At 41.0% G+C, this 23154-nt stretch carries 16 protein-coding genes, 1 tRNA gene and 1 pseudogene; 10 read left to right on the forward strand and 8 right to left on the reverse strand.

Annotation, left to right across the window (positions count from 1 at the left end; genetic code table 11):
* Window positions 1-136 precede the first annotated feature (136 nt).
* Genes AC07M6_RS13530 through AC07M6_RS13550 form a run of 5 tightly spaced genes read left to right on the forward strand, consistent with a single transcriptional unit; the run spans window position 137 to window position 7330 of the window.
* The gene (locus AC07M6_RS13530) at window positions 137-1012 is read left to right on the forward strand and encodes a DUF4007 family protein (RefSeq protein ID WP_494890202.1); all 876 of its coding nucleotides are present in this window, start codon (window positions 137-139) and stop codon (window positions 1010-1012) included.
* The gene (locus AC07M6_RS13535) at window positions 1005-4241 is read left to right on the forward strand and encodes an ATP-binding protein (RefSeq protein WP_494890203.1); all 3237 of its coding nucleotides are present in this window, start codon (window positions 1005-1007) and stop codon (window positions 4239-4241) included. The genes AC07M6_RS13530 and AC07M6_RS13535 overlap by 8 nt, the downstream gene beginning before the upstream one ends.
* Window positions 4231-5340 (forward strand): phosphoadenosine phosphosulfate reductase domain-containing protein, encoded by a 1110-nt coding sequence (locus tag AC07M6_RS13540; RefSeq protein WP_494890204.1) that lies wholly within the window; start codon window positions 4231-4233, stop codon window positions 5338-5340. The genes AC07M6_RS13535 and AC07M6_RS13540 overlap by 11 nt, the downstream gene beginning before the upstream one ends.
* A gap of 4 nt (window positions 5341-5344) precedes the next feature.
* A complete protein-coding gene (locus AC07M6_RS13545; protein WP_494890205.1) occupies window positions 5345-6424 on the forward strand; it encodes a DUF262 domain-containing protein in 1080 nt (359 codons plus the stop codon).
* A 9-nt stretch (window positions 6425-6433) separates the two neighbouring features.
* Window positions 6434-7330 carry a protein kinase family protein gene (locus tag AC07M6_RS13550; protein WP_494890207.1) on the forward strand — a complete coding sequence of 299 codons (897 nt, stop codon included), beginning with the start codon at window positions 6434-6436 and terminating at the stop codon, window positions 7328-7330.
* Here AC07M6_RS13550 and AC07M6_RS13555 read toward each other — a convergent pair whose 3' ends face one another.
* The gene (locus tag AC07M6_RS13555) at window positions 7331-9955 is read right to left on the reverse strand and encodes a tetratricopeptide repeat protein (protein ID WP_494890209.1); all 2625 of its coding nucleotides are present in this window, start codon (window positions 9953-9955) and stop codon (window positions 7331-7333) included.
* Window position 9956: 1 nt separating this feature from the next.
* Window positions 9957-12407, reverse strand: a complete 2451-nt coding sequence (locus AC07M6_RS13560; RefSeq protein ID WP_494890211.1) for a hypothetical protein — start codon at window positions 12405-12407, stop codon at window positions 9957-9959.
* 284 nt (window positions 12408-12691) lie between these two features.
* Between AC07M6_RS13560 and AC07M6_RS13565 the strand changes: the two genes are divergently transcribed.
* Together AC07M6_RS13565 and AC07M6_RS13570 are read left to right on the forward strand one after the other, a co-directional pair.
* A complete protein-coding gene (locus AC07M6_RS13565) occupies window positions 12692-12877 on the forward strand; it encodes a hypothetical protein (protein WP_494890213.1) in 186 nt (61 codons plus the stop codon).
* Window positions 12846-13628 (forward strand): annotated as a pseudogene (locus AC07M6_RS13570) (recombinase family protein); the annotation flags it as partial. The gene AC07M6_RS13565 and the pseudogene AC07M6_RS13570, both read left to right, overlap by 32 nt.
* Before the next feature lie 728 nt (window positions 13629-14356).
* On the opposite strand, the gene AC07M6_RS13575 reads toward AC07M6_RS13570, so the two are convergent.
* Window positions 14357-14444, reverse strand: a tRNA-Ser gene (locus tag AC07M6_RS13575).
* A gap of 286 nt (window positions 14445-14730) precedes the next feature.
* Here AC07M6_RS13575 and AC07M6_RS13580 point away from each other — a divergent pair.
* Together AC07M6_RS13580 and AC07M6_RS13585 are read left to right on the forward strand one after the other, a co-directional pair.
* Window positions 14731-15702 (forward strand): polyprenyl synthetase family protein, encoded by a 972-nt coding sequence (locus AC07M6_RS13580; RefSeq protein ID WP_494890215.1) that lies wholly within the window; start codon window positions 14731-14733, stop codon window positions 15700-15702.
* Complete coding sequence (locus tag AC07M6_RS13585; protein ID WP_494890216.1) at window positions 15702-16754, forward strand: TerC/Alx family metal homeostasis membrane protein; 1053 nt, start codon at window positions 15702-15704, stop codon at window positions 16752-16754. Before AC07M6_RS13580 ends, AC07M6_RS13585 begins: the two co-directional genes overlap by 1 nt.
* A gap of 4 nt (window positions 16755-16758) precedes the next feature.
* Here AC07M6_RS13585 and AC07M6_RS13590 read toward each other — a convergent pair whose 3' ends face one another.
* The 3 genes from AC07M6_RS13590 to AC07M6_RS13600 form a co-directional block, all read right to left on the reverse strand.
* A complete protein-coding gene (locus AC07M6_RS13590) occupies window positions 16759-18741 on the reverse strand; it encodes a sensor histidine kinase (RefSeq protein ID WP_494890217.1) in 1983 nt (660 codons plus the stop codon).
* 265 nt (window positions 18742-19006) lie between these two features.
* Window positions 19007-21463, reverse strand: a complete 2457-nt coding sequence (locus AC07M6_RS13595; RefSeq protein ID WP_494890219.1) for a DUF5686 and carboxypeptidase regulatory-like domain-containing protein — start codon at window positions 21461-21463, stop codon at window positions 19007-19009.
* A gap of 87 nt (window positions 21464-21550) precedes the next feature.
* Window positions 21551-22189 carry an HAD family hydrolase gene (locus AC07M6_RS13600; RefSeq protein WP_494890220.1) on the reverse strand — a complete coding sequence of 213 codons (639 nt, stop codon included), beginning with the start codon at window positions 22187-22189 and terminating at the stop codon, window positions 21551-21553.
* Window positions 22190-22258: 69 nt separating this feature from the next.
* Between AC07M6_RS13600 and AC07M6_RS13605 the strand changes: the two genes are divergently transcribed.
* A complete protein-coding gene (locus AC07M6_RS13605; RefSeq protein WP_494890222.1) occupies window positions 22259-22549 on the forward strand; it encodes a hypothetical protein in 291 nt (96 codons plus the stop codon).
* Between the two features lie 69 nt (window positions 22550-22618).
* On the opposite strand, the gene AC07M6_RS13610 is transcribed toward AC07M6_RS13605, so the two are convergent.
* Window positions 22619-22765, reverse strand: coding sequence for a lmo0937 family membrane protein (locus tag AC07M6_RS13610; RefSeq protein ID WP_494890223.1), 147 nt, complete (start codon window positions 22763-22765; stop codon window positions 22619-22621).
* Window positions 22766-22893: 128 nt separating this feature from the next.
* A complete protein-coding gene (locus tag AC07M6_RS13615) occupies window positions 22894-23115 on the reverse strand; it encodes a DUF2795 domain-containing protein (protein WP_002996718.1) in 222 nt (73 codons plus the stop codon).
* Window positions 23116-23154 lie beyond the last annotated feature (39 nt).

Here is a 23154-nt window from a genome sequence, read left to right on the forward strand (position 1 = left end):
TAATAAATATATAAGTCACATCATTTAAAGATTGGATAGATTTGTTCTTGGATAATTATAACTTGACAATAAGTTAACTAAATTTTATCATCACACCGCGGCGAGCACGCCGGGGTATTTACTATAATGAGATTTAATGAAAATAGGCTTTTCAGGGCATGAGACGTTCGTATGCAGGACCTTTTGGTTGAAAAAAGGGTATGACTTTTTTACAGAAGGTCATTCTTTTTCCCAGGACGACGCTGTGGTACGGTTAGGGGTAGGTAAAAACATGGTGACGGCGATCAATTTTTGGATGCGCGGGTTTCATATATTAGACCGTGAAGCAAATATCATTACCAGGTTAGGTGAATTTCTTTTTGATGGCAAGGACCCTTTTTTAGAAGATATCGCATCGTTATGGTTATTACATTACTCGGTCATAAAAAATCAAAAAGTATTTATTTTCAACGCTTTTTTCAATGAGTTCACCAAAGAGCGAAATGAATTTACGAAAGAGCATTTGATTGGCTTTATGAAGCGGAAAACTGAAGAAGACGAGTTAAGGCTCTTCAGCGAAAAGACCTACGAAGCAGATGCCACTGTCTTTTTGCGCACTTATTTGCGCTCTAATGATGGCAAGGCGGATCTTGAGGACGAAACGGCCAACCTGTTGGTTGACCTGAATCTAATCAGTGCTTATAATAAAGAGACTACTGACGGAAGACAGGTTCAATGGTACCGTGTGTTGCGCCAGGAAAGAAATGACCTGCCACGTGAGATATTTCTATTTGCGATTCTGGATCGCTTTGGCAACGAATCACAAAGTATTAGTTTCAACGAATTACTGGAATCGCCGGATAGCCCGGGGGCAATATTTAGTTTGAGCGAGCGTAGCCTGGAAACTAAACTAAAAGACCTCGCTAACCATTATGCGGGAGATATTAGTTTTAGCGAAACAGCTGGCAACCAGGTTTTGCAATTACGCACACCTTTGAATAAATGGGGTATATTGGAGGAATATTATGGATAACAACTTTTCCCCATCGGTCAATATCTTGGTCAACGACATTGATCTCGGCCAATATTTTGTCACCTCTAATGTGCAATCGGTGTTCGATGCGATCACCAATAATTTCCGTTCGGGAATACGTGCCATTAACCTTGTCGGTACTTATGGCACAGGAAAATCATCTTTTCTATCGGCTTTCACACAACACCTCGATGGTGAGAAAGTGTTTTATGACGGGGCTACCTGGTCTACATACCAACAGTTCGAAATACTAAAACTGGTCAGCGAATACGATTCGTTCATCGAACAATTCGGTATGCTGATCTCGTCAAATAGTTCCAAACCGACCGGTCTTTTAAAAGATCTTGAAAAATTGGTCAGCACGGCTAACCGGAACGGGAAGTGTGTAGTCCTTATCGTGGATGAATTCGGCAAAATGCTGGAATACGCCGCCAAACATGAACCGGAGAAAGAGCTATATTTTTTACAACAGCTGGCTGAACTTATCAATAATAGTGACCATGAGATTGTTTGGATTACTACCTTACACCAAGATTTTGCCGGTTACGCTAATCAACTTTCAAGGCTCCAGAGAAATGAATGGACCAAAGTAAAGGGCAGGTTCAAAGAGATTGTATTTAGTGAACCTGTTGAACAATTGCTTTACCTGGCCAGTCAGCGATTAAATTCAACGGTGCCGGAAGCATTAACAGTCCCTTTCAAGAACTTGTTTGATACGGTTGTAGCTGCCAAGGTCTATCCTTTGCGTGATTTTTTTACAACCGAAGTAGCCGAAAAATTATTCCCACTGGATATTCTTGCCGCATCGGTACTGGCTTTATCCTTACAGCAATATGGGCAAAATGAACGATCGTTATTTAGTTTCCTAAATGGCAACAGCTACTATGACCTGAAAGATTTTGACCCTGCTAAGGCTAATTTTTATGCGGTGAATGCCGTCTATGATTACCTGAATTACAATCTCCATTCTTTCCTGCACTCTAAAATTAATCCGCATTATTCTAAATGGGCTGAGATCCGGAATGCGCTGGAAAGGGTCGATGGGGAGTTTGACTTTAAAAAGCAACCTACCTATTACGCTGTTGTAAAAGCGATAGGCATGTTCCAGATATTTCTTCCGGGAAGTGCTGTTGTGGATAAGGATTTCCTTTCCGGTTACTTATCCAATGCACTTAATATCCCGGATGTGGAAGAGGCTATCACCGACCTGGAGCATAAATTTATTATCAGGTATTACCAGCGCACCCACCGCTACACTTTATATGAAGCCAGTGATGTAGATATTGATGTCGCGATATTGAACGCTGCCTCTGAGGTCAGCCGCGCCAACGATGTTGTAAAATACTTGAACACCTACTTTAATTTTCCAACAGTGTCGGCCAAGCGTGTTTATTTTGAAAGAGGCACGCCACGGGTATTTCAGTTCAAAATATCGGACAACCCGTACATATCCACCATTCCGCATGGCGAGATCGACGGTTTCGTCAACTTGATATTTAACACGTTCCTCTCAGCCAATGATCTTGCCGTGGTATCTGCTGGTAATCACCAGGCCATACTTTATGGGCTTTATCAAAATCCGGAGGAGATCAAAAGTTTGATCGAAGAGATCGAGAAGGCAGAGATCGCGCAGGAAAAACACAAGGAGGACCGTATTGCTAAACGTGAGCTTGACGCTATTATTGATCTTCAAAAGAACCTGCTGAATCATTATGTGATGGATAGCTTTTTCAACCCTGGCATTGTCAGATGGTTCTATAACGGCCAAGAGATCGATACCATTACCAACAACAGGCGGTTTAATGAAATGCTGTCAACGATATGCCGCGCTGTTTATCCGGAGACCCCGATTTTCAAAAGCGAGATTGCAAATAAAACGAAATTGTCACCAGCGGCTTCCACTGCACGGAAGGATCTCTTCCAGTCTATATTTGAATGTTCCCATGAAGAAGATCTGGCAATAAAAGGTTTTCCACCTCATAAAAGCATCTATTACTCTTTGTTACGTCAAACCGATATCCACCGGATTGAAGAAGGCCATTGGATCTTTGATGAGCCTGATCAAGAACAAGACCCTTTCCATTTTTCGCCATTATTTGAAGCGTGTGATGTTTTTTTAAATTCATCTAAAGGCGCCAAGCGGAACATCGCGGAGTTATATGAGAAATTAGGCAGGGCGCCCTTTAAACTAAAGAAAGGATTTCTGGATTTCTGGATACCAATCTACTTGATAATAAAAAGGTCCGACTATGCCTTTTATGGTGAACATGGGTATATCACTGATCTGACAACAGAGATCCTGGAACTGCTTGTAAAAAAACCAGATCAGTATTCGTTAAAAGCGTTCGACGTGGCTGGTATTAGGATTGATATGTTCAACCGTTACCGGGAGATGTTGCAACTGCCGAAGAAAAGCCGCACCGATAATGAAGCGTTTATTCAGACTATCGTGCCGTTTATGCGGTTCCATAAAGACCTGCACCCTTACGCAAAAAATACACGCAGGGTGAGTAAACAAAGCCAAAAGATCCGGAAAGCATTAACTGATGCGACTGATCCCGAAAAATTATTTTTTGAGGATTTTCCAGCGGCATTAGGTTTTGATCTCATCCAATTAAATAAGAACCCGGAATTATTAGCTGATTTCACTACAGCGTTGCAAAATGCGATCCGCGAGTTAAGATCATCTTATGAAGACCTGTTGGGCAGGTTTGAGAAGGTTATCAACTCTTTGTGGAATACCTCGTTGGATTTTGCGGATTATAAAGCACGCTTAAGGAGTCGTTATGAATCAGGACTAAAACAATATTTATTATTGCCTTATCAGCGAACCTTTTACGACCGCATATTTTCGCCGCTGGACGACCGAAAAGCCTGGTTGTCATCAGTAGCGCAGTCAGTGATCGGTAAACCGCTGGAGCAAAGTAATGACGATGATGAATTGCGATTGTTTGACCGGTTCCTGGAACTTATTCATGAACTGGATAACTTAAGCGACATAAGCAAACAGCCAATCGCGAAGGACGATGAGGAAACTTTTAAACTCGAAATATCCATACCTGGTCAACAGACCCGGCAACAAGTGATCACCATACCAAAAGAAAAGACCGCGGCGTTCAATGCCGCACAACTTGATATTGAGCAGATGCTTTCCCACGAAAGCCGGTTCATGAAAATTGCTATATTAGCTGAAATGCTCAAAAAGGAATTAGGAAACGATGGAAAATAATAAAGTAAGGCATGTTTTGGGAATCTCCGGCGGCAAAGACAGCGCGGCTTTAGCCATCTATATGCAATCTTTATATCCGTCGATGTCCATAGAATTTTATACTTGCGACACGGGAAAGGAATTAGATGAAACTTACCAGCTGATTAGGAACCTGGAATCTAAACTTGGTGTTAATGTCCAAAAACTATACGCGCCGACAGCGGATGAGGACAACCCCTTTGATTACTATCATCGGCTTTATGGTGGTTTTTTACCCTCTTCTAACGCGCGCTGGTGTACGCAAAAGTTAAAGATCGAGCCATTTGAAACTTACATCGGTACTACACCTGTGATTTCATACGTCGGCATACGCGGTGATGAAGACCGGGAAGGTTATATCTCGACCAAATCAAATGTACAGTCAATTTTCCCGTTTAGGAGAAATATATGGAGCGAAGAAGTCATTGGCAAAGTGTTATCTAATAGCAATATCACTGAACTTAAGCGATTGTATAAAGAGTTCTTAACCCAGAACCTTTATGAGCGTGCGTTGGATATCATTGCAACGCCGTTGTCAATAAGCTATGACCAGGATCTAAAGCTAAAGAACCTGCTGGACCTGGGTGTTAAAGAATTCAATCATGTCGCTTTTCAGTCTTTGCGGTCAAGCGATCTTCCTATAGCCGCGGTTGATGACTTTCCTCTACTGGATAATGATGAAATCCTGATACGCGATGATATTTTCCGTATCCTGAGAGAAAGCGGTGTGGGCGTACCGCAGTACTACGAGGAAATGCCTTATACCGTGAATGGTAAACAAGGCATCTATAACCGCAGCCGTTCCGGATGCTTCTTCTGCTTTTTTCAGCAAAAGATCGAATGGGTATGGCTTTATGAGCAAAATCCGGCCAAGTTTTTCCTCGCCATGGAATACGAAAAAGACGGCTACACATGGATGCAAAATGAGCGCCTGGAAGAACTGATCGACCCTGACCGTATCAAACAAATCAAAGAAGAATTTTTAACCAAGCAAACCTTAGCCAAGCAACGCAAACAATCCGGAAGATTAATCGATATTCTCGATGCCGAGGAAGAAGGATGCGCGGCTTGTTTTATCTAATATTATGGAATTTAAACTAGAGATTTGGACTATAAAGCAAATCTACGACCGATACAAATCCGGGAAATTGAATTTAAACCCTCCTTACCAGAGAAAGTTTATATGGAGTCTCGATGATCAGCAAACACTGATAGGTTCGATTTTAGATGGTTTCGCTATACCCAATTTATTTCTATATCAAAAATCTGCTACAGAATTTGAAATGGTGGACGGTCAGCAGCGTACCAGAACCATTTTGAATTTCATGGATGGGGGAATTGAAACTGAAGAGGGAGAGAAATTTAATAAAGAAAAAAATAAGCAATTTTTACAATACCCAATACCTGTAACGATTATTACCAGTCTGGAGCAAGGGGAAATCATAGAAAACTTTTACTCGCTAGTTAACAAATCCGGCATTCATCTAAATAGGCCTGAACTAAAAAAAGCTGAATTTTTTGATTCAGGCGTATTAAAACTTGCCAACCAAATAGCAGATCTAAACTCCTTTAAATCATTGGATTTGTTTTCTGATGCGACATCAAAAAGGATGAATGATATCGATTTTATAACTGAAATAATAACTTTATTAAGTGAGGGCATTTCGGATAAAAAAATAAAAGTTGATAGACTGTTCGAAAAAGATCTAACAGATGTTGAATACAAAAAGGTGTATAAAGAGTTTGTAGACATTTTAGATGTTTTTAATTCTTTTAATAAAATCGCTCCAATAAAAAAAACGCGTTACAGACAGAGAAATGATTTCTACTCTTTGACCGCGATTATAAAAGAATATTATAAAGAACTAAATACCATTCAATGGGATTACATTTATCAATTATTGGTGAAATTTAATGATGATATCAATCCTTCAAATGATCGGTGTGAGCCTTTCCAAGAGTATGCTTTTCATTGTATTAGTCAATCCAACTCTAAAAATGCTAGAGATATTAGAAATAAGATATTAACAGAATTATTCTTTAATTCAACAGCAAAGGCAAATAAAAGACAAAAGCAGGTTTTGAAGTTCTATGGCAAAGATGTAAAATCTGAAAGCCTTATTTCAAACAGCAAATACTTCACATTTAATATCGAATCATTATAATCGAATATTGTGAGACTATATAATGACGAAATATTGCTGTCTGGAAAATCTCATAAGGATTTGATTATATATAAAGATCGAACCTATTTATTGACTCCTTATAGCACAAAGTATCCAAAAGCGCGTGGCGGGAATTCTTTCGTGTTCAATTGTAAAGAATCTGACAGCGGGGAAGAGTATATCATAAAATTCAACCGTTACGATGAAAATAATGTAGACAATGCAAATGCAATTGCCAGATTTAATCGAGAAATTGAGGCATTATCGTTGGCTACTGACAGTGGATTCCAGCATGTTGTCAATTTTTATTTCGATGACTACATTAGTTTTGGTGCGAAAACATTCCATTATTACATAATGGAAAAAGGCCAATCTGATTTGACTACATATCTCTTCCGTAACAGGCTCTCGGAACAGCAAAAGCTATTTCTTTGTAGTGACATATTACAAGGTATTAAAGAATTGCATAGTATAGACATATACCACCGAGATATTAAACCCGATAACATCTTCTACATTGATAGAACTTGGAAAGTTGGCGATCTTGGGTTAGTTGACAATCGCAACACTGACTTTCCTGTTTATGAGGTTGGGAAAAAAATCGGACCATACGGATGGTTGTCACCTGAGGCCATGAACAAATTTCTGTGTGAAAAAAATAATTATTACGGACACGACTGTGACTTAGATACTTTGTCTGATGTTTTTCAACTCGGAAAATTATTCTGGTTTATTTTTCAGGGTAATATCCCTATCGGTCAAATAGACCGTGACGACTTTTTCAATGACAACACGGATCTTTATAATGTTTTTTTTGGAATGATTGAATATGCTAAAGATCGAAGATTATCCGTCGAAGAAGTAGAGGCGTCTTTTGCAGAGCTTAGTGGGGCTTACGATATTTAACTACTTCCCACAACAATGTTTGTATTTTTTACCGCTTCCGCAGTAACATGCAGTATTTCTGCCAATTTTTGAGTTAGTCTGAGGCATTTTTATATTCATCACATCAATAAATTGTTGATATGTCTGAATGTTCGGGTGTCCGTTCGGAAAATTTAAGCGACAAATCGTAATTGCTCTTTGAGTAAATTTAATCGCTTCCAAAAATTTCCTTTGCCCGGCTTTAATTACCGCGAGAGTGCTATAGGATGTAGCAACTTCAAAATGATTTATACCGAGGCCGTTTTCTTCAAGCTGTATGGCTTTTAATTGCAAAGTTTCTGCGGTATCAAAATCCTTTTTTTCAATATATATTGCCGCTAGATTGTTATAGGTAACACCCAATTCGAAACTATCCGATCCATAAGTTTTTTCTTTGTAAGCGATAGATTGTCTGGTAAGTTGTTCTGCAAGATCAAGTTCCCCGAGCGCTTGGTATAAAGCCGCCAAGTTACTTCGTGATTCATCTAATTGGGGATGATCTTCGTCTAATACCCTTTGTCGCATTTCATAAGCTTTCTGCTGATAAGCCAGGGCTATTTCTTCATTCCCCATTCGATTAAGGATATTAGCGAAACTGGAGTAAGCAGATGCTAAATATGCATGATCGCCATCGATATGTTTTTCGGCAAATACAATCGATTTATTCATGTATTCATAAGCGCGATTTAGGTCTCCTTTTATTTCAAATAGCAGGGCTATGTTGTTATAAGATGTGCATAAATTAAAGTCATCCTGTGGCAATTTTTCTTGAATGGCGATAGCTTTTAATTGATAATCAAAGGCTTTATCAATGTCGCCTAAGGTCTTATAAACAGATTGAAGATTATTATAAACGCCTGCCAGACCGGGCTTGTGATTTTCTCCAAGATTTTGAAAAATAGACTCACTTTGATGGTAACGCACTAAAGCTTTATCTAAATTATTCAAGTCTTCATTCCGCAAGCCCAATATATTGCAAAAGTCTCCAAACTCGGCCGAACAGGCATCGACAAATCCTAACAGATTCTCAGAATAATCAATAAACTTTTTTATTTTAAACGGATTTTTATCAAACTCGATACTTAGCAAACCATTCAAATTTTGAATGATCTCTTTAATGGCGGCAATATTGGGCGGCAATTTTTCACGGATCACCTCCTGTAACACCTGATGCATTTGGTAGACATCATCAGTTTGTATCAGCCAGCCGGTGTCTGCAAGACTGTTTAGTGTTTCAAAGAAATCATTGTCATCAAGCCCAATATTGAATATTGCTTTTAAGTTTCTATAATCAATAGTTTCAGAAGGCAATAGGGATAAAACTCTCAAGACAAACTGTTGGCTTGGTACCAGGTTGGAGATTGAGAAAATTCCGAGTAAATATTCGAAATAGTTTGTAGGTGTCTGCGTAGTATCGTGGGCGGACGTAACTTTAGTTGATCTTGAAATATTCAATCCTTCACGGTCCAAAGATTCTTTTAATGATTGGATACTCAATCTTCGTTTATTCGCAGTTTTCGCTATTAATTCAACCGTTAAGGTATGATAACCAACGTAATTCAAAATTTCATTAATCAGTTCGTCATGTTTTTCAAAATAATAATATTGATAGAATAACTTTAAGGATGTCGGACCATCTAAAAAGGTTAGTTCGTATAGGTTACAACCGGATACATATTCTCTTGAGGAGATTAATATTTGCCAATTAGGATTTCCCGGCAGAAACTGCCTTACTTTTGCAAATGTTCGCGGTGCATTATCAATAATTAACAGATTTGGCCCCGGGATATTGGTCAATTTATTATTGATTAATTTTAATGTATCATAGTGAGTGACATCTCCGCTGAGATTTATGTTTAAGTTAGTTAACAACGTAACGTCCTGAGCAAATGCTTGAACTAGCTCATGTTCACTATTAGTTATATCATCACTCCCTGCGTAGTTGATCCATAGGATGTGCTCATAATTTTGGCCTACCTGTCTGACAAATAATTTCAAGAGTGTGGTTTTACCCAACCCTCCCATACCGTTCACCAGTACTGTATTTTCTCTCGTTTGCAATACAGTTTGTAAACCCTCTAAATCACTTTCCCTACCTACTATGGAAGTGACATCCACGTTCGGTAATAAGGTAAGTGTTTTGGGGTAGCTATTTGTATCATGGTAAAAATCAGGAAAATACGTTTTCCTAAGGTTCTTAAACTTTGTAATCCTGTATTCAAAATCCTCCCATGAGACAAACTTGACAGTATATGAGAGAGACTGCGATAACTTGGCTGCCATGTCTTCCACGGCGCTATACCGTTTTGTGTTGCTGGCAAAGATTAATTGATCGAAATTAAAAGGAAGATCTTTCAGCAATTCTATAGTTTCTGTAAGGTCATTCAATAATTCTTTCTCAATTTCTTTGTCGGAGCGTGTTAATTTCTTCTTTTTGCTCTGTATAACAATTTTGAATTTTATTGAATAGGCGTCAATTCCGTATTGAGGAGCACCTTTTGTTTTATAATTTTGAAAATCAGTTGTGTCGTATGTCTCGTTGTAGACATCTATGCAAAATTGCTGGAATATATTTTCATCGCCTATGGAAGGATATTGATAAAACATCTTATTCGCTGATCATTTGCAATAAATCATTGGTTCCAAAGTTCAGAATAAATTCAGAGTAGAAGCTGGAAAACAGATCCCGTAAATAGGTTTCCAGATCAATCTCCTTGTTTTCCTCACCCTCTTTTATAATCGCATATTTCCGGTTCTTTGTGATCGTGTAAAGAAATAAAGCATGGAAGTACACGGAGGAAATATACTTTTTATCGGCTATTTCTAAAGCTATCGCGTCTTTATGCTTGGATTTAAAATTCTTTAGAACATGGCTATCCATATTAATAATGATTTTATCTAAGTTGCCGCCGCTGACCTGCGGAACCATTACCGTATCATAATCCAGTTCAGAGTCTATACCTTCAGACACCTCATCCCAGGTTTGAAATCCTTCTTTAGATTCTTTATAAACCAACACAAAAGGCGGCAGGCCAATATTTTGATCTTCCTCTTTCTCTTCTTTTTTTACTTCTTCTTTTTTCTGTTCAGGATCTCCGATTTTGATCCAAAATAACTCTTCAAAATCTTCTCCGGCCCCTGTCAGGGTAACTTTCATTTCAATTTCGTCGCCTACTCGGACTTCATTTTTGGTGGACAAATTCAGTCGGATGGTGCCTTCATGTGGACTCGATGTAGTAACATTAAACACCTGTTCAATATTGTCCTTTTTACCAGGAGCCGTGCCGCCATCTGATTCATTTTGAGATTTGTAGTCTACTATTCCTATCTTAAACTCGCCCGGCTCTTCAATCCGGTCAAAATAATGATTTTCAACATCGGTTTTGAAATGGATCGTTTTTTCCTGTCCTCTCGGTAGATTAACAGCTGAAATGCCCTTATCTGTAGAAGATTTGATCTTTAGGAATGACGGAAACCTTTGCGGTTTGAATGGTTCTTTTTCTTGCTTATGATGATGTTTCTTTTCCGGTTCCTTTGGTTTTGGTTTATCGTCTTTTTGTTCCAGCTTAAAGGTCTGGTTCAATAAACGCATCAAAGCGCTATCCATCGGCAGGTTTTTAGAAAAGGATTTGAGCATTTCCGTTGTGTCCTTCGAATCAACAGATATAGAATCTTTTCTTTTTTTCTCAATTTCTGCTAACCGCCCTTTACTACTACCGAGTTTGCTGGCGATAAATTTCCGTAATTGAGCTGTTTCCTCCCCGTCCTTCAACCGGTCTCTCGATGCCATAAAAAGTTCCTTCCGGAAATTGTACCTCATGTGAGTGCAATCAACATGGATTAACAAATGGTACTTAAGTAGGTTGAATTTTAGGGATCGGGTTATAAATTCTGAAGTAAAGTTGCCGTGAACCTGTCCATTGATTGAGAACATTACCGACATATTGTTTTTAAAGAATTCCCGCTGTATCGACTCTTTTGTTTCCTTGATATTCTTGTCGTCAACCCGAGTTTTAAAAACATAACAAGTTACCTTGAACTTACCAAACGGTTCTTCTGCATAGTTCTCCGAAAAATAATCCTCAATATACTTGTTGTCCTCGATCTCCAATCTTCTTTTCAGACCATATAAATCTCTTTCCAGATTCCTGTCATCGGGATAACGGTATTTTCGGTCTACAGTTAAAATTGGCAAAGCTGGTTCAAACAAAAACTCGTTAATACTCTGGTTGAGATCGCGTGAAATTACAGAGCGGCTACCTGATGGCAGATCATAGGAATATAATTTGATGATCGTTCCGGTCTCGAATAGTGTTTCGTGAAGGTTCAGGTCTAACTTTGTTATCTTGAACGTTGGTATCTTTTGGTCGATTTTTAAAAACTCATACCAAGTATTCTTTTTGCGTCCTTCTTCCTCATCGCTCAGTGGATGTTCGCGTATAAAGGTGAAGCCGAAGTCGCCCGTCTTATCATATTTCCTGGACGCGATCAATTGATATCCCTTCTTACCACAAAATATGATGGCACCACTACCACCCATATTGTATTTTCCTTGTACAAAATGTATTTCGTTCTTGTTGCCGCTTAGCAAAGACAAGAACGACTTTTCAAAAGCCTCCGGATGTTGACCTTCGCCATTATCATAAATTGTCAGCGATGGTGTCAATTTAGGCCCGTCCGCTAATATTTGCAGATTTTGTGCCTGCTTTTTTCGCGGACCGGAGAGATCCCAGTTCTTATAGTCTGGAAAAAATCGCTCGCGTGCCTCATCCATTGTTTTAGGAGCATCCTTAGATTTTGGATCGATACCTGCTTCATAGCATTTCTTCATGAGTGTGGCATCAATTGAATTGGTGATTTTCTCAATTAATGCAGCTATGGGCGATGCCTGTTGATTCTCAATCACACCATAATTATTCTCATTTCCACCTAAAGGATACCAGTTTGATTGCTTAAATATGCTGGGATTATCATTGATAAAAGCATCAATATCTTCCTGGGTGTGGATCGCATACAGTTTTTCAAATAATTGCTGTTGCGTTAAGTTGGTTTCAGGCATTATGTTCTGAGGATGAGGTTTAATATTAGATAAGCTAAAAATAAGATAAATAACTTAATAATAACAACCAGCGTCATTTAAGAGACTTTGTTATATCTGGTTATTCAAATCCAGGTTTGTATTTTGTCGCGAAAGATTTTGAGTTCGATTTTATTTCCTGGGTCGTCGGTTACCATTAAAAAAACATTTTAACACATTATCCAATAAAAGAATAAAACTGTGGTACGCTTGTGTTAAATGCATATCCCGTTCTGCTCCATTTTTAGGGTAAAAGTATTAGCAATATGAGTAAGGAAATAACTATATATCAGCCGGAAAATATAGAAAAAAAGAATGAAGAAACGGCTAAAAACCTTAGTGAAAATGAGGTAAACACCGATAATTTAACTAAATTAATAGCAGAGATTATCATAGAAATTATTGTAAAGAAGCATAGAAATGGACGCAATAGGATACATCAGGATAAGTAAGAAAGATCAGTCAGTACACTCGTTGGAATATCAGGAAAAAAGTATTACTGAATATTGCGACCGTAATCAAATCAGTTTGGGTTCTGTATTTATAGATGACGGCGAAAGCAGTTACACCTTCGACAGGCCGGATTATAAAGCGCTTGAAAACTTTATTAAAGAGCATAAAAGCAGGGTAAAATACCTGATCGTGTTTGACCATGACCGTTTCAGCCGAAATCTGCCGGAAGCTTTGCAAAAGATCGAGTATCTTGAAAAAAAGCATAACCTAAAAGTAATCGCAACGAGTGAGCCACTGGATATTGATACATCTGACCCTTCAGTATTCCTTTTAAGAGCTTTTAAATACCTGATCGCCAATCAGGAATTACTAACCATCAGGCGCAGGGCTAAAATGAGTGCGCGTCATGCACAACAATCAGGGAGGTATATTAACCAGGCACCTTATGCCTACTTAAACGGTAAGGATATTGGCGGCAAACCACTATTGCATGTTGACGAAACCAAAGCGTTTATTGTGCAGAAGATATACCGGGATTTTCTCGCAGGAGTGCCACGTTTTCTAATCCACAAGGAAATCAGGGAACTTGGTTTTCCGCATAGTGGCAACGGCGCAATATTCCGCATTCTAATTAATCCTTTATACGCAGGGCTGGTTAGGGTTTGTGCTTCCGGCAAATATCCTGAAAAAATCATACAAGGGCTTCATGAACCAATTGTAACGCCGTCCCAATACTGGCGGGTACAGGAAATTTTGGATGAAACAAAAAGGTCAATGCGCACCAAACCCAAAGAAGATTATCCTTTGAAAGGCATCTTAAAGAGTGTTTGTTGCAACACCACGATGACGGCTGGCTGGAGCAAGGGTAAAAGGAAATATTACCTGTATTACCGTTGTATCAAGCATAGCAACATAAACATATCGGGGAACGAGGTGCATGACCGGTTTAATGAGTTGTTAAGGAACTTGAGTTTTTCCGAGGACTTTATCAATGAGATCGTAGTCGAAGTTACGGAGGGCATGACCAAAACCCTTAAAATTCGTGATAAACAATTAGTGGTTATCAAAACGCAATTGGCTGCTGCCGAAAAGAAGATTGATAATACAGAGATGAATTTGATTGAGGAGAATATCAATGGCCGGACTTATAAAAAATTAATGCGTAAACTTTCCGCAGAAAAAGCAAGACTTGAAGATGAAATCAACTACCTTGAAGAAGATATGGAAGACCAGATCAGGCAGGATCTATTGGTATTGCCGTATATGATGAATTTCCCGGCTATTTTTAAGGATGCTTCTCTGAACCAGCAGCACGCTATTGTAAACGCGGTGTTCAAACAGGGTCTGACCTATGTTGGGGGTACGTTTAGAACACCCTCAATCAATCCGAGGTTTGCTCACAACCTATTGAAATTAAAAGAATTAGGGCTGCTCGAAATCGAGCAGCCCTCTGATAATTCTGACGTTTTCTCGTCTTGCGGAGAGGGAGGGATTCGAACCCTCGATACACTTTTGGCGTATACACACTTTCCAGGCGTGCTCTTTCGACCACTCAGACACCTCTCCTGGTATTTGGGATTGCAAAAGTAACACAATCCTGCTTTTATCCAATAAAAAAGCGCAGCCTGTTTGGGCTACGCTTCAACCAAAAACTTTTCGTACAAAAATAATGTCCGGCCGGCCAAAAAACCAAAATTAGCCTTCCCGGTCTCTTATATATGGTCAGATACCAAAATGTGGTAATGGTTTAATCGTCAAAAAAATTTATTGCCCAAATGCAGAACGGTTTTTTTAACTTATGTTTGCTGCAAATACAATCACACACACCAGAAAACAATTCTGCCATTGCCCAATGCTGAGCATTAACGAGATTAAAAAACCCATAGCCGCCGATATTGATGTTTTTGAGGACAGGTTTAAGGCCTCTATGCAAAGCTCGGTACCGCTGCTCGATCGCATTACCCACTATATTGTTAAGCGCAAAGGCAAGCAGATCAGGCCTATGTTCGTTTTCTTTTCGGCCAGTTTATGTGGCGGTATTACCGAGGCTACCCACCGTGGCGCCGCTTTGGTTGAGCTGCTGCACACAGCTACCCTGGTGCATGATGACGTGGTAGATAACTCCTACCAGCGCCGGGGTTTTTTCTCTATCAACGCGTTATGGAAAAACAAGATAGCCGTTTTGGTAGGCGATTACCTGCTCTCCAAGGGACTGCTGCTTTCTATCGATAACGGCGATTTTAACCTGCTTAAGATCGTATCTGAAGCTGTAAAGCAAATGAGCGAAGGCGAATTGCTGCAGGTAGAAAAAGTACGCCGTATGGATATTGATGAGCCAGTGTACTATGAGGTTATCCGTCAGAAAACGGCATCGCTGATCGCCTCCTGCTGCGCCTGCGGGGCAGCATCGGCCGGGGCCGATGAAAACACTATCGAGAAAATGCGGTTATTTGGAGAGAAGATAGGCATTGCGTTCCAGATTAAAGATGATATGTTTGATTTTGGCACCGATGATGTGGGTAAACCTTTGGGGATAGATATCAAAGAAAAAAAGGTTACGCTCCCACTCATCTACGCGTTAAAAAACTGCCCGGCAACCGAGAAAAAGCGCATGATTAGCCTGGTGAAAAACCATAATGACGACCCTAAGAAGATTGCCGAGATCATCAAATTTGTAAATAGTGCGGGCGGACTGGCATATGCCGAAACGCAGATGAAGAAATACCAGGACGAGGCCTTTGAAATATTAAACACGTTTGCACCGGGCGATGCCCGCACGGGGCTTGAACAGTTAGTCCGTTTTACAACGGAGAGAAATAAATAATGTCGAATGAGCTAATCTTTCTGTTAGGTTTTGTGGTCTTCATTTTTTTGATGATGGCTATAGACCTGGGCTTATTTGGAAAAGCTGATAAACCGGTATCTATTAAACAGGCCGGCATCATGAGCGGCGTTTGGGTGTTGCTATCGCTTAGCTTTTATGTACTGATATATCACTACGGCCATTTGCTGCACCATGTAGATAGCTTTGCTGTTTTACAAAAAGTGAATGCAGACCACCTGCACCGCCTTAAATTTAACCCCGACGATTTTGCCGGCAGCCTGCAGCTATACCGCAAAAACCTGGCGCTGGAATACATTACCGGCTATGTGATTGAATATGCCCTTTCGGTTGATAATATCTTTGTTATTGTATTGATTTTTACCGCTTTTTCAGTTCAGCCTAAATACTACCATAAGGTTTTACTGTGGGGTATTATTGGCGCGGTGGTGATGCGTTTCCTGTTCATATTTATAGGAGCGTCATTAATAACACATTTCCATTGGGTAATGTATATTTTCGGGGCCTTTCTGGTTTATACGGGGGTAATGATGTTTATTAACCGCAACAGTGAAGAAGAGATCGACCCCGAAAACCATAAGGTGGTTAAATTTGCATCCAGGTATTTCGCGGTGCACCCTAAGTTTGAGGGGAATAAATTTTTCATTAAACTAAATGGTAAAAAGTTCATCACCCCGCTGTTCCTGGTGCTGCTGATCATTGAGGTGACCGACCTTGTTTTTGCTGTAGATTCTATCCCGGCTATATTTTCGGTAACTAAAGATCCTTACATTGTATTTTTCTCTAATATCTTCGCCATACTGGGGCTGCGTTCCATGTTTTTCCTGCTGGTAAATATTATCGATAAGTTCCATTATCTTAAAACCGGCCTGGCTATTTTGCTGGCCTTCATCGGGGGTAAAATGCTGGCGGGGGAATACGCCGAGAAGATTGGTTTAACCACTATGCGCTCGTTGCTCATCATCCTGGCTATACTGGTAGTAAGCGTGGTAGCCTCCCTGGTGTTTCCCAAAGCCAGCAAGGCACGTAGTTAGTCTATTAGGCCGGCAGGCTAATCCAAAAAGAACTCCCTACGCCCAATTCGCTTTCGGCCCATATCCTGCCCTTATGCCGCGTAATGATCTCGTGCGACAAGTAAAGGCCTATACCCAGTCCGGATATATTTGGATTGGCCCCTTCTATCCGGTAAAACCGGGAAAATATCTGTTTCAATTTATTAGCCGCAATGCCTACGCCATAATCCCTCACCCCTATTTTTACTTCGCCTCCGGTTGCATTTAAAAACAGCTCTATCCGATTTGTGCCGGGCGAGTATTTAATAGCATTGGTGAGCAAATTGATCAGCACCTGTTCAATACGGTGAGGGTCGCCATTAATGATTAATTTATCAAGATCCGTTTCCAGCGAAATCCTGTAATTGTTATTAGTATGTTGAATCAGTTCTATCGCGTCATCCAGTACCGCCCTGATATCAAATGGCTCAATGGTCAACTGCAGTTTACCTGCCTCTATCTTTGAAACATCCAACAGATCAGATACCAGGGAGGTTAATTTTTTAACCTGATGGAGGGTTTTGACAACAAATTTCTGGCTTTGATCATCTGTTTTTAAGCGGCTAAGAATTTGAAGATAGCCGGTAATACTGGTTAGCGGCGTTTTTAATTCGTGGCTGGCCAAACCGATAAATTCGTCCTTTCTTTCGTTAAGCGTTTTTACTTCTTCGTATAAAATGGCGTTATCAATCCCAATTGCTGCCTGTGCCGCTATCGATACAACAAGGCTTTCATGCTCCGGGGTAAACTTGCCCGGCTCGGGATGCCCAAAAAACAAGCCGCCTATAACCGTACCCGACCGGGAAATAACCGGAACAGCCAGGTAACTCACCACCGGTAAATGACCTTCAGGCATACCAAAATACGGGGGATTTTTACCGTATCGGCCATCTTTAGTAATATCATCAACCCTTACTACCCCTTCGCCGGAAAATGTGGCATGGAAAACCGCGGTATTGCGCGGCTTTCCAAATTTTTCAAATGCCTCCCTGGGTGCGCCCGATAAGGTATAAAGCATAAACGATTCGCCGTTTTCATCCAGGTGGTTATAAAAAAACGCCCCGAATTTTGCGCCTGTCAACTGCGTAGTGGCATCAGTTACTTTTTGCAATATCTTATTCAGGTCAAGCTCTTCCGATATTGCCTGCACTGCCATATTAATAATTTCCAGGCGGTTGGTGTACTGTTTTGCCGCTGCCAGGGCGGTTTGTTGTTCACTGATATCGCGCGCTATTTTTGATGCGCCTATGATTTTTCCGCTGCTATCCTTAATGGGCGATACGGTTAAGGAAATTGGGACTTCATGGCCATCTTTAGCAACGCGGATGGTATGAAAATGGTCAACCAAATTACCCTTGCTAATCTCGCTGATGATATGTTCTTCTTCCTTAATACGGGCCGGCGGAATAATAAGAGAGATATGGCGGCCCAACACTTCCTGTTCGGTATAGCCAAACATCCTTTCGGCCGATTTATTCCAGCTGGTAATGATCCCGTTCAGCGTTTTACTGATAATGGTATCGTCGGATGTATTAACAATGGCAGCAAGGGTGGCTTGCTGTGTTTCGCTCTCGGTTAACCTGGCTACATCAACCAGTGTGTTAACAGCGCCGGTCAATTCGCCCTTATCATCTAATATTGGTACCGGGAATGGTTTAACTTTCACCCTTGTACCGTCGGGGCGCTCAATAATGATCTCTTCACCTTCTACAGGCCTGCGTTCTTTAAGCGTCCGTGCTATTGGGCTGGCGTCCAGGTCCATCGGCAGGCCATTCAGATAATATGTTTTCCACGCTCCGCTCCACAGGTCTTTTCCTATTTCAGGCCTGCGGCCCCATAAAGCCTCGGCGGCTTTATTAAATGCGGTAATATAACCCTTGCTATCGCAGGTATAAACAGCTACAGGTAAATTGTCGATAAGCGTATTAGATAACTGATTAGGCGATAGCTGCCCTGTATTCCCTGTCATATTATTAAAGCCGGATTAAAGGATGAGGATTTTTGACATTCAATAATTACAATAAATACTCCTAATTGTTTTAAATGGCTAATGTATAAATATTTAATGATGGGCTGCAAGCGGATTATTCACCTGTAGGAAGTTCCAGCGGAACTTTTGGGTGGTATAAAATGCCGAAAGCAGCACGAGACAATTACTTGATAAGTGTAGCATGACCCCGTAATTCAGTACTACACCATGTACAATTCTAAACTTGGAGGGGGGGGGGGTAAGTTTACAACTTCACTCCTATCCTCAAGGCCTGCGTTAAATTAGCGCCGCTGTTGAACGATTTAGCAAACATCACCCTGAAACCAAAGTACTGTACGCCTATGCCCAGCTCGGTATAGTTGCGCAGGGCGGGGGTGCTCAGGTAGTTCAGGTCAACTATTTCCTGCAGCTTCAGCTTGCGGATCAACGGGATCTTGTTCAGGAAAAAACCCGAAAAATTTTGTTCCAGATGGCCTTCCAGGTATTCGTCAGGAGTGCTGTAGGTATAATAATCCAGCAGCATAAACTTGTTGATATCGGCGGTATAAAAACGGATCTCGTTACCCGAAAAGTGGCGGTAATCAACATAGGTGAGGTTTTTGGCATTTAAAAACTTACCCGCCCCAATGTAGAACGATGTTTTACCAAAAATACCCATGTTCAGGTTGCTTTTATTAATATCGGCGGCAATCAGACTGTAACCCACATCCGACCCAAATACATTTTGGAACGCCTGGGTAAAGGTAAGATCCACACGCGGGTATTTTGACGGCTCGTAACGGCGGCCGTTTGGATACGTAGAGTATTTGTTGCTAAAATCGTAACTGGTGCGCAGGTTGATTTTAAACGACTGATTTTCGGCAAACAGCGGCACATCGGCCCCGGGTACAAACGGGTTATTTGAGGTAAACTCGTACCCCTGGGGTTTAAATATGCTGTAGCTGGCGCTGTTGGGCAGCCATTTGCGATTAGCGTATTCGGCGGTGATACCGGCTGTCCAGGTGCCCGAAACACGGGTATTATAATTTAGGGCAATAAATTGCTTATCGTACAATTTCTCAAAATTTTGACGGAACAATAGGCTGTGCGTGGTATTCCACCAGGTGGATATAGGCTGGCGGTTGTTCATATCCATCACATCCGACCCAACGGCCCAGCCAAACGAGCCATCGCGGTTGCTGGTGCTGCCGCTAATGCTGCCATGCCATTTTTGATTAGCAAAGCCGTAACGTATTTTGCCGCCCAGGTTTAAGTAGCGGTTGGTGTTACTATCAATCTGTAAAGTGTAAGAAGCGCCATAATCAAAGGCAAAGCCCTCAACTGTGTTATACAACAGCGACTGACTTAGTGAATTAAAGTGATAATACTGACGCGTATAGCGGTTGTTATGGTAATAGCCCGAACCTACCAGGAGTTTACCGATAGTAAATTTATTACGTTTCCGGTCTATCGAATCAAGATATGGTTTTGATTCGCGCTTGGCAGCCAGTACTTCCTTCTTTTTATAATCGGTAATTTCTTCGTCGGTTAGCGGGATTGGCCTGGAGTTTTCCCAATAGGTTGAATCCTTTTTGTTTACCCCTTTGGTGATGCGCATCACCTCGTTAAAAGAGTTTTTTGCGAAGGATGGTTCCAACTCATAGTTTTTAAAGATCCCTATAAAGTAGCCGCCGAATTTAAAGCCAAGGAAACCACCGGTAAACTCAAACTTAACCGACGATGGCATCCAGGCCCTTTTATCAACCGGTAAAAACTGCTGGTTTATTTTTAAAGTATCCAGCAGGAAGATATTGGAGCGTTTAGACATGGCCAGGTCTACACTGTGGATACGCCAGCTATCTTCAATAATATAAATATAGCCATCAAAAACCGGATCGTGCGCGCGGCGGGGAATCACTTTTATTTTGTTAATGGTCTCGCCGTTCTCTATGGTAAAGCCCATGTATTGGTAATTGTAATAAAACAGGGCGTTATCGGCAATAGGCGATATAAAGGGGCGGTTACTAAGGCCGTCCCAATTAAGCAGGTTTTCGTAAAAATTTACCTTAAAATCTGATGCGCGGTTAAAGCTAAAGGCCCGGTTACTGCCCGATACTTTAGACGATACCATTTCTTCGTGCTCCTCGTTGGGCCGTTTAAAGCTGTATTTAGATTCGGATTCCGATAGGTAAATGATACCACGGCGGTTACTGTCCAGTCCGCTTTCTTTAGCCACATCATCTAAATTGCGGCCTAAAAAGCGCTTAGGTGTTTCCAGCAGTTTTTGCAGGCCCTTGGTATATACATCGCAGGTAAATGCCTTTACCTCGTTTAAATAGGTTTTACGTTTTTTAATGGCCTTACGGATAATGGCATAAGCGGGATCCTCGCCACCGGCGCGGATGGTTACGCTCTTCAGTTCGTAAGTTTCGGTCTTTAGCTGAACATTCTCTGTAAGGGCACCCTTAACAGATACCGTACGGCTCTCCTGTTTAAACCCGATAGCTTTATACTGTAACTCGTACTGGCCGGGGCTTAGCTGCAGGGTGTATTTACCTTCGCTGTTGGCGGATGTACCGCGGGTTGTGCCTTTAACGTGCACACTAACAAAGGGGACTGTTTTGCCGGTTTCATCAGTAATTACGCCGCTTACACCGCTTTGCTGTGCAAAAAGCGGCGTTGAAAATATAAAGGCAACAGCTAATAGTAAGAGTGTTCTCATTGTGTTGGATAAGGGTCACCGCTAAAGATGCGATTTTTCCTCATACAAACGGAAAAAACAAGTGTTAATTGTTGTTAAAACACGTTTTTATAATATTTCCCGCAAATCGCTAAATTGATCTATCGTAGCGATATATCCATCGTTAACCACACCAAAACCATAGGTAGCAAAAACGAAAGGAACGCCCGCTTTTTGCGCCGAATCCCTGTCGCCGGTGGTATCGCCAATGTATACGGGGGCTTTAAGATGGTAATCGTTTACCACATCAATAATATTCTGAAATTTAGGCTGGCCTTTGGTGCCGTAGCACTGATGCCCTTTAAAATACCCGGCCATATCGTCTATCGCCAAAAACACGTCGATATACCCCATCTGGCAATTGCTCACGATAAACAGGCGGTATTTGCTTTTCAGATAAGTCAAAGTTTCGGCTAAGGCCGGATAAAGGTCCCCGCCCTTTTTATGCAGGATCTCCAGCTCATTTTTGGCGCAAAGGCTTTTAAATTCTTCGCGTTGGGCCGTATCCAGGTAAGGGTATAGTTTATCAAAGATGGCATCATAAGCCATACCGGTAATAGAACGCACAGTTTGTTGGGTTATATCCTCGCGGATATAACTTACCTGCTGTTTGGCTGCCTGCCAGGCCTGCGCCACATTAGCGGTAGAATCCCACAGGGTGCCGTCCAGGTCAAATATAATGCTATCAAAGTTTGGGGTTAATGCCATAGGCGGCAAAATAAGGCAAATTTTAAACCATTTTTAAGGCGGTTTGTCATATTTATAAAACATTTAGTTATGAAAACAACAAGCAGAATATTAGTGGGAATAGCATTGGCGGGTGGTTTGTTAACATCCTGCGGAAGCAGCTATTACGTAGCCGAACGGCCAGTTGAACCGGTTTATACCCGGCCTGTTGCACCTTATGGCAATGCGGTATGGGTATCGGGCGAGTGGCAGTGGCGCAACGGACGCTATGTTTATACTAATGGTTACTGGGCCCGCCCCAGAAATAACAGGGTATGGATATCCGGATCGTGGGAAAGCGCGCCAAATGGTTATTACTGGCGCCGCGGCCATTGGAAATAAGCATCAATTCCATCCTGCAAAAAAAAGCCACTCAGAAAGTGGCTTTAAATTTTTAAGATAAATATCAGATCAGGCGCGGCGGATGATGCCTAACAATAAGGCAATAATAGCGATCACCAGTAATACGTGGATCAAGCTGCCTGCCGAATAAAAGAACACGCCTAATGCCCAGCCTATAATCAGGATAACGGCAATAATGTAAAGTAAACCTCTCATTTTTGTAAAGTTTTAGTTTGATAATATTTACAAGTAATTACACTAAAACCATTCCAAAAGCATTAAAAAGCAAAAATCCCGCCCTGTAAGCACAAAGCGGGATTTTTTATCAGCTTTTGATGCCCTATTTAGTATTCGTCTTCGTTAAAAAAGAAATCATCCTTTGTAGGGTAATCAGGCCATATCTCTTCAATATTTTCATATGGCTCACCATCATCCTCCAGCGCTTGCAAGTTCTCAATAACCTCAACAGGTGCACCTGAGCGGATGGCATAATCAATTAATTCATCTTTTGTTGCGGGCCATGGGGCATCTTCAAGATGCGAAGCCAGTTCGAGTGTCCAATACATATGTTTATTTACTGATTTTAACTTTTTTGCAAAAGTATA

The sequence above is a fragment of the Mucilaginibacter sp. GW821-FHT07H05 genome (assembly GCF_059418485.1).